This is a genomic window from Bradyrhizobium sp. NAS80.1, from assembly GCF_001908205.1.
GTDB lineage: Bacteria > Pseudomonadota > Alphaproteobacteria > Rhizobiales > Xanthobacteraceae > Bradyrhizobium.
Genome location: NZ_LGHL01000077.1, coordinates 1 through 14,334 on the forward strand (window position 1 = coordinate 1; position 14,334 = coordinate 14,334).

General features: G+C 64.8%; 13 protein-coding genes. All 13 read right to left on the reverse strand.

What is annotated here, in order from left to right:
* A partial coding sequence (locus AC629_RS18770; protein WP_143199247.1) for an amidase family protein occupies positions 1 to 491 on the reverse strand: 491 nt, incomplete at its 3' end.
* A 120-nt stretch (positions 492 to 611) separates the two neighbouring features.
* Positions 612 to 1,547 (reverse strand): carbohydrate kinase family protein, encoded by a 936-nt coding sequence (locus AC629_RS18775; RefSeq protein WP_084806515.1) that lies wholly within the window; start codon positions 1,545 to 1,547, stop codon positions 612 to 614.
* Positions 1,548 to 1,552: 5 nt separating this feature from the next.
* On the reverse strand, positions 1,553 to 3,193 hold the full coding sequence (locus AC629_RS18780; protein ID WP_084806516.1) for an FGGY-family carbohydrate kinase: 1,641 nt from the start codon (positions 3,191 to 3,193) through the stop codon (positions 1,553 to 1,555).
* Positions 3,194 to 3,230: 37 nt separating this feature from the next.
* A complete protein-coding gene (locus AC629_RS18785) occupies positions 3,231 to 4,004 on the reverse strand; it encodes an SDR family NAD(P)-dependent oxidoreductase (protein ID WP_084806517.1) in 774 nt (257 codons plus the stop codon).
* Between the two features lie 20 nt (positions 4,005 to 4,024).
* The gene (locus AC629_RS18790) at positions 4,025 to 5,032 is read right to left on the reverse strand and encodes an ABC transporter ATP-binding protein (RefSeq protein ID WP_084806518.1); all 1,008 of its coding nucleotides are present in this window, start codon (positions 5,030 to 5,032) and stop codon (positions 4,025 to 4,027) included.
* A gap of 15 nt (positions 5,033 to 5,047) precedes the next feature.
* Positions 5,048 to 5,878 carry a carbohydrate ABC transporter permease gene (locus AC629_RS18795; RefSeq protein ID WP_084806519.1) on the reverse strand — a complete coding sequence of 277 codons (831 nt, stop codon included), beginning with the start codon at positions 5,876 to 5,878 and terminating at the stop codon, positions 5,048 to 5,050.
* Positions 5,879 to 5,882: 4 nt separating this feature from the next.
* Positions 5,883 to 6,755: a carbohydrate ABC transporter permease gene (locus tag AC629_RS18800; protein ID WP_084806544.1), complete on the reverse strand. Its 873-nt coding sequence runs from the start codon at positions 6,753 to 6,755 to the stop codon at positions 5,883 to 5,885.
* Between the two features lie 91 nt (positions 6,756 to 6,846).
* The gene (locus tag AC629_RS18805; RefSeq protein WP_084806545.1) at positions 6,847 to 8,157 is read right to left on the reverse strand and encodes an ABC transporter substrate-binding protein; all 1,311 of its coding nucleotides are present in this window, start codon (positions 8,155 to 8,157) and stop codon (positions 6,847 to 6,849) included.
* 322 nt (positions 8,158 to 8,479) lie between these two features.
* Positions 8,480 to 9,430: a sugar-binding transcriptional regulator gene (locus AC629_RS18810; protein WP_084806520.1), complete on the reverse strand. Its 951-nt coding sequence runs from the start codon at positions 9,428 to 9,430 to the stop codon at positions 8,480 to 8,482.
* 8 nt (positions 9,431 to 9,438) lie between these two features.
* Positions 9,439 to 10,104, reverse strand: coding sequence for an HAD family hydrolase (locus AC629_RS18815; RefSeq protein ID WP_084806521.1), 666 nt, complete (start codon positions 10,102 to 10,104; stop codon positions 9,439 to 9,441).
* Between the two features lie 74 nt (positions 10,105 to 10,178).
* Entirely contained in the window at positions 10,179 to 12,098 is a 1,920-nt protein-coding gene (locus AC629_RS18820; protein ID WP_084806522.1) for a nitric oxide reductase activation protein NorD, read from the reverse strand.
* A 10-nt stretch (positions 12,099 to 12,108) separates the two neighbouring features.
* Positions 12,109 to 12,921: a CbbQ/NirQ/NorQ/GpvN family protein gene (locus tag AC629_RS18825; protein WP_084806523.1), complete on the reverse strand. Its 813-nt coding sequence runs from the start codon at positions 12,919 to 12,921 to the stop codon at positions 12,109 to 12,111.
* A gap of 61 nt (positions 12,922 to 12,982) precedes the next feature.
* A complete protein-coding gene (locus AC629_RS18830) occupies positions 12,983 to 14,329 on the reverse strand; it encodes a cbb3-type cytochrome c oxidase subunit I (protein ID WP_084806524.1) in 1,347 nt (448 codons plus the stop codon).
* Positions 14,330 to 14,334: the final 5 nt, after the last annotated feature.

A 14,334-nucleotide genomic window follows, 5' to 3' on the forward strand; every position in this document is an offset into this window, starting at 1 on the left:
ACCGCCACCGCCGCCCCGCCGCTGGAGCCGCCGGAGGAACGCTCCGCGCTCCAGGCGTTGCGGGTGCGGCCGAACAGCGGCGAATCGGTCAGGCACTTGCTGCCGAACTCGGGCGTCGTGGTCTTGCCGATGAGGATCGCGCCTTCCGCGCGCAGCTTCGCCACCGCGACGGCATCCTCAGTAGGTACATTGTCCCTGTAGGGAACGGCGCCGAAGGTGGTCTTCACGCCGCGCGTGTTGACGATGTCCTTGACCGTGACGGGAAGCCCATGCAGCAGGCCGAGCGGCTCGCCAACCATCACCTTGCGCTCGGCCTCACGCGCCGCGGCCATCGCCTCGTCGCCGCAGAGCGTGATGAAGCAGTTCAATTCGGGCTGAAGCGCCTCGGCACGTGCCAGCACCGCGCTGACGACCTCGACCGGCGAAACCTCCTTGCGGGCGATACGCGCACGCAGTTCGGTAGCGGACAGGAAACAGAGATCGTTGCTCATAAGGACACGCTCGCGTCAGGACGTGCGGACCTTGCCAGTGCGCACCCGTCCTGTCCATTTCGACGAGCGCATGGCCACAGTCCGCCGGGACATCCCGGACATCACGGGGCCTGGCTCGGCCTACCAGCTCCAGCTGATCTCACGGCTCCAGGGCGGATCGGCACCCGGGCGGGTGCAGGTGACAGCGGCGCAGTTCACCGCAAAAGACAGTGCGCGGCGCAACTCGTCGATCCCGATGGTCGCGAGTTGTGCCCTGCGCAGGCGGTCCTGCTTATGCAACGCGAACAGCAGCGCCGCCTGAAAGCTGTCACCGGCGCCGATGGTGTCGGCGACCTCGACCTTCGGCGCGGGCACTTCGATCTGTCCTGCCCTTGCGTGCCAGCCGGTGGCGCCATTATTGCCGCGGGTGATGACGATGAGGCTGACACCTCGTGCAAGCAGCGTGCTTGCGCGCTGCTCATAAGGCTCATCTCCAAAGAGATAGGCGAAGTCGACGTCCGACATCTTGATGAGGTCGGCGCTGTCAGCGAACCCGGCCATGCGCGCGAGGTAAGCCGGCTTGTCCTTGACTAGATTGGGGCGGCAATTCGGATCGAAGGAGATCGTCGACGACGCGCGCGCGTCTGCAATCAGGGCTTTGGTCTCGGCAGCGCCCTGGTCGTTGACCAGCGTGGTCGAGCCGACATGGACGGCTTCGATGTTCGCAAATGGAATGGTCCCGCGCCGGTACGTCCAGTTCCGTGTCGCGGTCTCGGCATCGTAGAAAGCGTAATGCGACTCGCCCGCCACGATGCGGACGAAGGCGAGCGTGGTCTGGTGATCGCTGCGGGTGGCAAGACCGAGTTCGACGTTGGACGCCGACGCGTGGTCGGCGATCAGCCGTCCGAACATGTCGTTCGAGATGCCACCGACGAAGCCGGTCGGCGCGCCCAGCCGCGCCATGCCGATCGCGACGTTGAGGCAGGAGCCGCCGACCGCGGGCATCACCGCCTCGCGCCCCTCCGCGCTTCGAGTCGGCACAAAATCGATCAGCGCATCGCCGCAGGCAACCAGCATCTATTTCAACCTCCGGCGCGCATCGCCGCACGGCTGCCGCGATCGACCTCACGCAGCAGCTTGTACACCTCGCGCTTGCGGGCGTGAAAAGCGGCCATGTCGGGTGTGGTCGGCCCGCTCTTCCGTCCCAGCGCCGACATCTTCGCCATGGTCTCGCCAATCGAAGCATAGGCGCCGCCGGCGACCGCCCCGAGCATCGCGGCGCCCAGCAGCACCGGCTCTTTCGTTTGCGGCAGCGCCACCGTAAGGCCCGTTGTGTCGGCCATGATCTGCCGCACCAGCGGGCTGCGGCTCGCGCCGCCACCCATGATCATGATGCTGGAGCGGACGCCATGCGCGGCAAAAGCCTCGTTCACCTCGGCGAGCCCATAGGCGAGCCCGCAGAGACCGGCGACGAACAGCCGCTCCATCGAACCGATGTCGGTGTCGAGGTCGAGGCCCGCAATCACCGCGCGCGTATCGGGATCGGCGTAAGGCGAGCGATTGCCGATGAATTCAGGGAGGACATGGACGTCGCGGGCCAGCAGCGCGGCGCGGCTGGCGTCGCCTGCGCGTGCGATGATGCGGCGCTCCAGGAAATCGATGAGGTCGAGGCCCTCGCGGCGCGCCGCCGCGCTCGCCTCGGCATGGCCGGGATGTGATTTAAGGAGATGATCGATCGCCGCGCCGGCGGCCGACTGGCCGCCCTCATTGAGCCAGAAGTCCGGCACCATGCCGGAGTAATAAGGACCCCACACGCCGGGTACGAAGCAGGGCTCCTTTGTCGTCGCCATGATGCAGGCCGACGTTCCCATGATGTAGGCAAGGCGATCGCAGACATCTGTCGCACCGCCCGATCCGTCGCGGCCACCGATCGCGCCGATGCCACCGGCATGGGCGTCGATCAACGACGCGCCGACCGGCGTTCCCGGTGACAGGCCCAGCTCGGCCGCGGCAGCGCGGGTAAGACCATCGCCGAGACGCGTGCCAGGCGCGACGATCTCGGTGCCGATGCGGGCGTATTTCTCGGCGACAAAGTCCGCCAGTCCGATGCGCTCGAAGAACGGCGCGCTCCAGCCGCCGCCATCATGTGCGAGGTAGTTCCATTTGCAGGTGACGGTGCAGGTCGAGCGCCGGAGCGAGCCCGTCGCGCGCCAGGTCAGGTAGTCCGCCAGATCGAAGAAGTGACCGGCGGCATCGAAGCTCGCGCGCAGGTGACGCTTCAGCCACAGCAGTTTCGGCATCTCCATCTCGGGCGAGATCGAGCCGCCGACGTAGCGCAGCACGGCGTCCCCGGTCTCGTTGATCAGCCGCGCCTCGGCCGTGGCGCGATGGTCCATCCAGACGATGACGTTGCGCTGCGGATCGCCAGAGGCGCTAACGGTGACCGGCTCGCCCTGGGGGTCGAGCACCACGAGAGAACAGGTGGCGTCGAAGCCGATTCCGCCGACGCGATCGGGCGCAATACCGGCTTCCGCCATCGCCGCTCGCACCGATGTCGTGCAGGCGTCCCAGATGTCCTGGGAGGACTGCTCGACAATGTCGCCCGCCTCGTGCCAGATCCTGATCGGATGCCGCGCAGTCGCAAGCAAGGTCCCGGCCTCGTCAAACACTCCTGCCCGCGTGCTCGTGGTCCCCACGTCGACGCCGATATAGGCTTGCGGCATTGTCACTCCCGGTCGCTTCGTCAGTCTTGACGCAAGCCTACCAGCAAGTATAGCCGCCATCCACCAGCACGATGCTGCCGGTCATCAGGCTCGCGGCCTCGGAAGAGAGGAACAGCACGACCGAGGCGATCTCCTCGACCTGGCCCATCCGCGCCATCGGGGTTCCACCGATCCAGGCGTCGTACATCCTGGGATTGCTCTTCACGAAAGCATTAAGCGGCGTCTCGATATAGGTCGGCGCCACCGCGTTGACGCGGATGCCGCGCGCGCCCCATTCGGCGGCCAGCGACTTGGTGAGATGATGCACCCCGGCCTTGGAGGCGTTGTAGAAGCACTGCTCCTGCGGCTTGTTGACGATGAAGCCGGACATCGAGCCGACATTGACGATGGCGCCGCTCTTGGCGTTGAGCATGTGCTTGCCGAACTCGCGGCAGCACCAGAAGGTGCCGTTGAGATTGACGTCAATGACGTTGAGCCAATGCTCGTCGGTGACGGTTTCGGCGGGCGTCTCGCTACGGGCAATGCCGGCGTTGTTAACGAGGATGTCGACCTTGCCATGACGTGCGACGAGATCATTGGCAACCTCCGCCACGCGCTTGGTGTCGGTTACATCCATGATCGCGGTCTCGATGTCATAGCCCTTCGCCTTCAGGCCGGCTTTGGCGCTGTCGGCGACCTTGCTGTCGCGGTCGCCGATGATGACCCTGGCGCCGGCTTCAGCCAGCGCCTCGGCGCAGGCGAGACCAATGCCCTGCCCGCCGCCGGTGATGAACGCGGTCTTGCCGTTCAGCTTGAATTTTTCCAGGTACATGGCGGTCTTCCCGTTTCTTGTTAGCCCCTGATAGCGTTGCCGCTCTCGTCGAAGCGGTGAATGCGCGCGGGGTCCGGCACCAGCGACACGCGGTCGCCGGCATGCAGGCTCAATTCACCGATGTAGCGCGCGGTCAGCATCCCGAGCGGCCCGGCTTCGACATAAAGAAACGTGTCGCTGCCGAGATGCTCAGCGACCGCGATCGTGCCCAGCCAGCCGCCGGCGCCATCACGCTCGATCTTGATGTGTTCCGGCCGCACGCCGATGGCCGTTGCGCCCTGTTGCTTGGCAGGCTCGCCGGTCACGAAATTCATCTTGGGCGAGCCGATGAAACCGGCGACGAAGAGATTGGCGGGCTTCTCGTAGAGTTCCAGCGGCGAGCCATACTGCTCGATCTTGCCACCGTTGAGCACGACGATCCTGTCGGCCATGGTCATGGCCTCGACCTGGTCGTGAGTGACGTAGATCGCGGTGGTGCCGAGTTGTTTCTGGAGCCGCGTCACCTCGATGCGCATCTGCACGCGGAGCGCGGCGTCGAGGTTGGACAGCGGCTCGTCGAACAGGAACGCCTTGGGCTCGCGGACGATGGCGCGCCCGATCGCGACGCGCTGGCGCTGGCCGCCGGAGAGCTCGCGCGGCTTGCGGTCAAGATACGGAGTGAGGTTGAGGGTCGCGGCAGCGGCTTCGACCTTACGGTTGATCTCGTCCCGGGCCAGCCCCGCCATCTTCAGGCCGAAGCCGATATTGCCGCGTACGCTCATATGCGGATAGAGCGCGTAGGACTGGAACACCATCGACAGGCCGCGCTTGGCGGGCGGCACGGCGACGACGTTCTTGCCGTCGATCAGGATCCTTCCATCCGTCACGTCTTCGAGCCCCGCAATCAACCGCAAGAGCGTGGTCTTGCCGCAGCCGGATGGTCCGACGAACACCACGAAGGAGCCGTCCGCGATGTCGAGATCAGCGCCCTTGATGATGTGCACGGGACCGAAGGATTTCTGTACGCCCTGAAGTGTGATCTGACCCATGATCCGGCAGTCCCTCTACTTCACCGCGCCAAAGGTGAGCCCGCGCACGAGCTGCTTCTGGCTGAACCAACCGAGGACGAGAATCGGCGCGATCGCGAGCGTCGATGCCGCCGACAATTTTGCCCAGAACAACCCTTCTGGACTGGAATAGGATGCGATGAACACGGTGAGCGGCGCGGCTGCCGAGGTCGAGAGATTCAACGTCCAGAACGCCTCGTTCCAGGCGAGGATCAGGTTGAGCAGCAGCGTCGACGCAAGGCCCGGAATCGCCATCGGCGTCAGCACATAGACGAGCTCGCGGCCGACCGTGGCGCCGTCCATGCGCGCGGCCTCGAGTATGTCGCGCGGAATCTCCTTGAAATAGGTGAACAGCATCCAGATGACGATCGGCAGGTTGCCGAGGCAGAGGATGAAGACGAGGCCGATGCGGGAGTCGAGCAGACCGAAGGTCTTGTAGATGAGGTAGATCGGCACGAGCACGCCGACCGGCGGCATCATCTTGGTGGAGAGCATCCAGAGCAGGACGTCCTTGGTGCGCTTGGTCGGCGAGAACGCCATGGACCAGGCCGCTGGAATCGCGATCAGGAGGGCGATCAGCGTCGAGCCGCCGGCAATGATGATCGAATTCAGCGCGTGATGGATGTAGTCGCTGCGTTCCTGCACCGTCGCGTAGTTCTCGAGGGTCCAGTGGAAGAACAGGAACGACGGCGGAATCGCAAAAGCCTCGAGTTCGGTCTTGAAGCTTGCCAACACCATCCAGAGTATCGGGAAGAAGATCATGAAGCCGCACACCCACGCCGCGATCGTCGATACCGCCACCCGCCTTGTCGTCGCCATCCGCGCCATGATGTCAGGCCTCCAGGTTGCGGCCGACGATGCGGACGAGGAAGAAAGCCACGATGTTGGCGATGACCACGGCAACCAGCCCGCCCGCCGACGCGCTGCCGACATCGAACTGGATCAGCGCCTGCGAATAGATCAGGAAGGCAATGTTGGTCGTCTGCAGGCCCGGGCCGCCGCCGGTGGTGACGTAAATCTCCGCAAAGACCGTGAGCAGGAAGATTGTCTCGATCAGGATCACGACCGTGATCGGACGCGCCAGGTGCGGCAGCGTGATGTAGATGAAGGTCGAGAGCGGGCTGGCGCCGTCCATTTCGGCCGCCTCCTTCTGCTCCTCGTCGAGCGATTGCAACGCGGTGAGCAGGATCAGGGTTGCGAACGGCAGCCATTGCCAGGCCACGATCAGAATCACCGCGAAGAGCGGCGCGTCGTTGAACCAGTCGATCGGCGTCAGTCCGAACAGCGAGGCGAGCCAGGCGAACAGGCCGGAGACCGGATGCATCAACAGGTTCTTCCAGACCAGCGCGCTTACGGTCGGCATCACGAAGAACGGCGCGATCACCATCAGCCGCACGAAGTTGCGGCCGATCACGGGCTGGTCGAGCAGCAGCGCCAGGGGAACGCCGAGCAGGATCGTCAGCGCCAACACGGAGCCGACCAGCACGAGCGTGTTCTGGAGCGAGGCGAGGAAGGCGGGATCTGTGAGGAAGTAGCGGAAGTTCTCCAGCCCGATGAACTCTTCGGAGCCGGGATCGAGCAGGCTGTAATGCAGGGTCGAAAAGTAGATCGTCAGCGCCAGCGGAACGATCATCCAGATGAACAACAGCCCGACGGCCGGGGTCAGAAGCGACCGTGCAAGAAACTGCGTCTGCCGGGTTGCCATCCTTGGCTTCTCCGCTTGCGGGAGGGAGGCGACCACCCATCCAGGAACGATGGATGGCCGCAGGTTTGAGCTCAGGAAGGAGAGCTCGAGTTCACTTGATGTAGCCGGCGCGCTTCATCTCGCGCTCGGTCGAGGATTGCGCGGCGGAGAGCGCCGCATCGACGGAGGTCGATCCCGCAAGTGCTGCGGAGAACTGCTGGCCGACCTGCGTGCCGATGCCCTGGAATTCGGGGATCGCCGCGTATTGCACGCCGACGTAAGGCACAGGCTTCACCGTCGGCTTGTTCGGATCGGCCGCGTCGATCGAGGCGAGCGTCAGCTTCGCGAACGGCGCCACCTTCAGGTAGTCGGGATTCTGGTAGAGCGAGGTCCGCGTGCCCGGCGGCACGTTGGCCCAGCCCTCCTTCGACGCCACGAGCTTGGTGTAGTCCTTGCTCGTTGCCCAGGCGATGAACTTCTCTGCCGCGTCCGTCTTCTTGGAGCCGGCGGGGATCGCGAGGTTCCAGGCCCACAGCCAGTTGGCGTTCTTGCCGAGCCCGGTATTGGGTGCCAGCGCGAAGCCAACCTTGTCAGCAACCCTGGAGTCCTTGGGATTGGTCACGAAGGACGCCGCGACCGTGGCGTCGATCCACATCGCACACTTGCCGGCGTTGAACAGCGCAAGGTTCTCGTTGAAGCCGTTCGAGCTCGCGCCGGGAGGGCCGGCTTCCTTCATGAGATTCACATAGGTCGTGAGTGTCGTCTTCCATTCCGGCGTGTTGAACTGCGGCTCCCACTTCTCGTCGAACCAGCGCGCGCCGTAGGAATTGGCCATGGCCGAAAGGAACGCCATGTTTTCGCCCCAGCCGGCCTTGCCGCGGAGGCAAATGCCATAGACGCCGGCGTTCTTGTCGGTGAGCTTCTTGGCCGCGTCGATGACGAAATCCCAGGACGGCTTTTCCGGCATCTTCAGGCCGGCCTTCTCGAACAGGTCGGTGCGATACATCACCATCGAGCTCTCGCCATAGAACGGCGCGGCATAGAGCTTGCCGTCGACGGAAACCGCGTCCTTGATCTTCGGCAGGAGGTCGGCGACGTCGTAGTCCGCGCCGAGATTGGCGAGCGGCACCAGCCAGCCCTTCTTGGCCCAGATCGGCACCTCATAGGTGCCGATGGTCAAGACGTCGAACTGGCCGCCCTTGGTGGCGATGTCGGTGGTGACGCGCTGGCGCAGCACGTTCTCTTCCAGCGTCACCCATTTCACGGCGATGTCAGGGTTTTTCTTGGTGAACTCGTTCGTCAGCCCCTGCATGCGGATCATGTCGCCATTGTTGACGGTGGCGATCGTCAGGGTCGTTTCGGCCATCGCGGGGACGGCCAGCAGGACAGACGCGCCGCAGACGGCGCCGAGGATCTTTTTCACGGTGACCTCCCTTAGCCCGCGCTTTTGAGCATATGCCCACGCGTTGGGCGTATGTTCAACCCAGGCCATGGGCCTTGTCAAGCAGGCGCGCAGGCATTCCCGCAACTTCTGAGTGGTGCGGTGCGGGAGTGGATGGGGTCTCTGCCATGCCTACGCGGTCATGCCCCGCGAAAGCGGGGCATCCAGTACTTCGTCGCGTGAGTTGGGTTTGCCCCAAGCGGGGCAGCGGCGTACTGGATCGTCCGCCTGCGCGGACGATGACAGTGGTGTGAGTGGTTAGAGCACGCGAAATGTCGCGCTGAAGCGGCAGGCCGCCCTTGCCCTACCGCTCCAGGACCGCCCGCGCAGTCGCCTCGTCTGTGATCAAGCCGTTGATCAGGCGCCCGTTAAGCGCAGCCGCGATCGCCGGCACCTTGGCTGCACCGACCGCGGCGCCGATCGTCGTGGTCTTGGCCGGCACTTCCGGCGGAATGCTGGTGAGGCGCCTGTTGGTGCCGACCTTGAGCAGGCGGCCCTTGGCGTCATAGGCCCAGCCGGTGATTTCGCCGACGGCACCCTGCCGCATCATCTCGAACAGTTCGTCGCGGGTGATGAAGCCGTCGACATGGACCTGCGCCTTCTGGTCCATCTGGCCGATGCCGACGAGGCGCAAATCGGCCTTGGCCGCAACCGCCTTCACCTTCGCAATCGGCTCGATGCGCACCATCTTGTTGCGCTCGTCCTCGGACGACATCAGGAACGGCAGCGGCATCGGATAGTGCCGTGCACCGGTGCGGTCCGCGAGCCGGCCGACGGTATCGTAGAAGCTCGCCGAACCGTCGGCCGAGATGTTGCCGACCAGCGAGACAATCTGATGGTTGGGCCGGTCGATCGTCATGACGCGCTCGACCGCGGCGCGCACCGCCCGCCCCGTGCCGAGCGCGACGATCACGGGCGTCTCTGAACGGAGCGTCGAGTCGAGAAGATTGGCGCAGCGTTCGGCAATTCCGGCGGTGGCCTGCGGTGCCGCAGGATCGGCCGGTACCACCTCGCAATGGCCGAGATCGAACCGCTCCTTCAGGCGCGCCGCCAATTCCATGCAGGCGGCGATGGGATGTTCGAGCCGGAAGGTGATCAGCCGCTCGGCGAGGCACAGCGAGACCAGCCGCTGCGCCGAGGCCCGCGACACCTGGAGCATTTTTGCGATCTCGTCCTGGGTGTGGCCGGCAATGAAATAGAGCCAGCCAGCCCGCGCGGCATCATCGAGCCTCGATTTTTCGTTCTCGGCGGCCATGGCAGGCGTCACGCCTCCTTCCAGAAATCGCTCATATGCGCGAAGACCCGATCGGCTCCGGCGGCGGACAATATAGCGAGGCCGTCGCGGGCGCGATAATGGCTACCGCCGACAAATCCCCAGACGGTCATGCCGGCGGCCTTCGCCGCCAGCACCCCGCTGACGCTGTCCTCGATCACGAGGGTGCGCGCAGGTTGCGCGCCCATCTTGCTGGCCGCATAGAGAAAAAGGTCAGGAGCCGGCTTGCCGTGCTTGACCATTTGCGCAGTGTAGATCTGGCCGTCGAAAAGCCCGCGAAGGCCGGTGACGTCGAGGGAGAGTGACACGCGATCGATGTCGCTGGACGAAGCCACGCAAAACGGCGCTCGCAATTCAGACATCACGGCGGCGATGCCGGGAATCGGCTGGAGTGAGCCCTCGAAAGTCTTAAGGACGTGCGACTTCAAGCGCGGCAGAAAGCCGTCCGGCACGGCCTGTCCGAGATCACGATAATGCTGCTCGATCGCCTTCGTGCTGCGTCCGAGAAAGAGCTCGAGCGCCTGCTCCGCGCTGAGCACGATGCCGAATTCCGCCAGCACCTCGGACAGGCACCGGCAACTCAACAGCTCGCTGTCGACGAGCACGCCGTCGCAGTCGAAGATGATCAGATCGGGTTTTGACCGGCCCTGGTCCATCCAACCATTCGATCATATACCCACGTCATGAGCAATAGTTCACGTGGGAATATGGCGCGGCGGGTCTGCCTGCCCTAATGAGCCACCTGCCGATAGATCGCCGGCAGAGCCGCGGGCAACCGACGGATATTGCCGACGATCGCGTAGCCGCTGCGCCCGAACAGCGTCGGGAAGTAGGATTGCGCCGCCGCATCAACCGTCACGCCAAAGACCGCGATGCCGAGCCGGCGCGCCTCCTGCACGGATTTGCGGGTGTCCTCGACCGCAAAGCGTCCTTCGTAATGATCGACATCGTTCGGCTTACCGTCGGTGAGGACGAGCAGCAGCTTCTTGCGCTGCGGCTGGCGCGCGAGTTCGGCCGAGGCGTGGCGCACCGCCGTACCGATCCGCGTGTAGTAGCCCGGCTTGAGTGCGCCGATGCGGCGCTCCACCGCGCCGCTCATCGGCTCGCCGAACGCCTTGACGGTCTCGAGCCGCACCCAGGAGCGCCGGCGCGAGGTGAAGGTCAGGATGCTGTGGTGATCGCCGCAGGCCGAAAGCCCATGGGCGAGCACGAGCAGCGCCTCCTTCTCGACGTCGAGCACCCGATAGCCGTCAACCCAGGCGTCGGTCGAGAGCGAGACGTCGACGAGCAGGGTTACGGCGAGATCATGGCCTTGCGGCCGCATTGCCAGGTGGACGCGATCGAGACCGCCGCCATTGCCGCCGGCACGGAGATCGCACCGCGCGCGCACGAGCGCGTCCAGATCGAGGTCGTGCCCGTCGGCCTGGGCGCGCATCAATTCGTGACGCGGCCGCAACGCCTCGAAACGGCGGCGCACCTGGCGGATGTGCCGGCGCATGGTTTCGTCCGGCGTCCAACTCTCGCCGGTCTCGGAGGCTGCGGCGGCGAGCACGCGGCAATGATCGGGCAGATAGGAGCTGCTGCGATAATCCCACTCGGGATAGGTCACGTCCGCGTTCAATCGCGATGCATCGAGGGCTTCCGGCGGCAGGTCGAGATCAAATTTGAGCCGGCTCGCGGGTTTGCCGCTGCGGCGGCTGAGCGTGATCTCCTCGAGATCGTCGGCCGCCTTCTGCGCATCCTCGTCTTCGCTGTCGTCGGCTGGACGGTCGACATTGACCATCTCGGCCATTGCGAGGATCTTTTCGAAACGGTTGAGCACGAAGGGATCGCGACGATTGGTGCCGTCTTCGCGCTCGCGGACGGCGAAACGCTTGCGGTCGTCTGACGGTGCGGGCGCCGCGGTGGGCGCGCACTCGTCGTCCCCCTTATGTGCGGGCGAGAGCTCGCGTGTCCAGCAATCGCCCCAGAGCGGGCACGGCAGGACCGAACGATAGCCGGGCGGCGCCTTGTCCGGCAGCGGCCCCGTCCCCATCATCGCCGGCCACAGCTCGCCCGCGGGCGGTGTATAGGCGCCGAGCAGAGTGAGCACGATCTGCTCCATGTCCTGCTCGATGCGTGGCAATGGGCGGTTCGGCCGCGCCATGGCCGTGGCCGCCGCCAGCCGTGCGTAGTCACCGGCGAGGCCGGGACATTCCGTCAGCACGAGGACAGCGATCTCGCTGGCTCGTCGCAGCATCAGGAGATCGCGCCGCAGCGGATCGATCTCCTCGATGGCATCGACCGGCGCAAATGCGAACCACGCGGCCAACCACCGATACAGCGCTGCGTTGAGCTCGCGGTCGGCAAAGATCGCGATGCTGTCGGGCAGGAAGATGGTCGCGGCATCGCGCCCCGGCTGCTCGAGGCGCTCATCGCCGAGCCCGATCCGCTGCCGCCATCCAAGCCGGTGACCCGACCGGCGGGCGCCGACGCTGGCGATCTGAACGCCCGTCTCGCCGCCGAGCGCGCGGAACATGATCGCGATCCGGCTGCGAACCTCCGCAAGCGACACCACGTGCTCGGCATGAATCGGATAGCTCGCGGTACCGCCGACCAGACGATGCCAGGCACGGCCGACAGTTTCTTCAAGCTCGAGGAAGTCGAGCATCAAGACCTCCTCAGGAGATTACGGCCCGCGTGACATCGAGCAGCGCGGCCTTGACGTCGGCGTCATCGGTTAACGGCTCGATCATGCCGGCGAGCACCGCATCGGCAGTCGACGCTCCGGCAGCAATCAGCGTCGCGCAATAGACGACAAGACGGGTCGAGACGCCCTCCTCCAGATCGTGGCCCTTCAGCGCTCGCAGACGACCGGCCAGCAGGACCAGCGGCCGCACATGGTCGGGCGCAAGCCCGCTTTCGGCCGCGACGACCGCAATCTCCTGCTCGGGCGGCAGGAAGCCGAACTCGATGGCGACGAAGCGCTGCCGCGTGGACGGCTTCAGCGCCTTGAGCAGTATCTGGTAACCGGGATTGTAGGAGACCACGAGCATGAAGCTCTTGGGCGCGACGAGCTCCTCGCCGGTGCGTTCCAGCGGAAGGATGCGGCGGTCGTCGGTCAGCGGATGCAGCACCACCGTGACGTCCTTGCGTGCCTCCACGACTTCATCGAGATAACAGATGCCGCCCTCGCGCACGGCGCGCGTCAGCGGACCGTCGGTCCACACGGTGTCGCCGCCCCTGAGCAAATAACGGCCAGTGAGATCCGCTGCGGTGAGATCGTCGTGGCAGGCCACGGTGTGGAGCGGCAATCCTAGCCGCGCGGCCATGTGCGCCACAAAGCGCGTCTTGCCGCAACCGGTCGGCCCCTTCAGCAGAACCGGGAGTTGATGCCGCCAGGCGTGCTCGAACAGCGCGCATTCGTTGCCGCTCGCGACATAGGCGGGTAGCTCGGGCGCGGGCGACGCCAAGGCGTGAAGTGCTGCTTTCATGGTTCTTCTCCGGAAATCATTTTGAAAAGGCGGCCGCGACGTTCCGCGGCCGCCTTCGCGTTCATTCAGCCGGTTGCAATGCGCCTGGGATCGTCGCCGGCTTCTCCTTGCCCGGAACCAGCACGGCCCAGACGAACATCAGTGCAGAGATCGCGACGAACACGCCCGAGCCGAGACGGACCCAGTAGAACATCGCGAGCTGGTCCTGCACGTCCATGTAGCTCTGGCCGAGCACGCGCTGGAGATGGACCTGGACCACGCCTGCGAAGGTCAGCGCGAAGGTCATCACCATCATGGCCGTGCACATGATCCAGAAGCTTGTCATGCTCAGCCACTGGTTGTAGGGCGCACGCCCCTTGATCTGCGGGATCGCGTAAGCCATCACCGACAGGTTCAGCATCACATAGGCGCCGAAGAAGGCGAGATGGCCGTGCGCGGCGGTGACCTGCGTGCCGTGGGTGTAATAGTTCACAGAGGACAGCGTGTGCAGGAAGCCCCAGACGCCGGCCCCCAAGAACGCCATCACCGAGCAGCCGACCGACCACAGCAGAGCGGCACGGTTTGGATGCTTGCGGCCGGCCTTCCAGGTCATCTGCACTGTAAAGATCACCATGGTGAAGAAGGGCGCGACTTCGAGCGTGGAGAACAGCGAGCCGATCCACTGCCAGTAGCCGGGCGCGCCGATCCAGTAGAAGTGATGGCCGGTGCCGAGAATCCCTGAGAACAGGGCAAGGCCGATGATGACGTAGAGCCACTTCTCCACGACCTCGCGGTCGATGCCGTTGAGCTTGATCATCAGGTAGGCGAGCACGGAGGCCATGATCAGCTCCCAGACGCCCTCGACCCAGAGGTGGACGACATACCACCAGTACATCTTGTCGACCGCGAGGTTGGCCGGATTGTAGAAGGCGAACAGGAAGAAGATTGCGACGCCCCACAGGCCAAACAGCAGGATGTTGGTCACCGTGGTCTTGCGGCCCTTGAGCGCCGTCATCGTCACGTTGAACAGGAACATCAGGCAGACGACAACGATGCCGACCTTGATGATGAAGGGCTGTTCGAGGAACTCGCGGCCCTCGTGGTAGTGGAAGAGATAGCCGACCACGGCCACGCCTGCCGCGCCGAAGAACATCCAGAACTGGATTTTTGCGAGAAGCGGGCTGTACAGCTCGGTCTCGGTCTCTTCCGGCAGCAGGAAGTAGGTCGCGCCCATGAAGCCGATCAGCGACCACACGATCAGCGCGTTGGTGTGGATCATCCTGACGATGTTGAACGGTAGCAGCACCGACAGCGTGTTGGGCAGGACATAGATGGTCCCGGCAATCAGGCCGAAAACAACCTGGGCCAGGAACAGGGTCAGCGCGCCGTAGAAATACAGCATCGCGACTTTCTGAGTTTGGTACTTCATCTCGG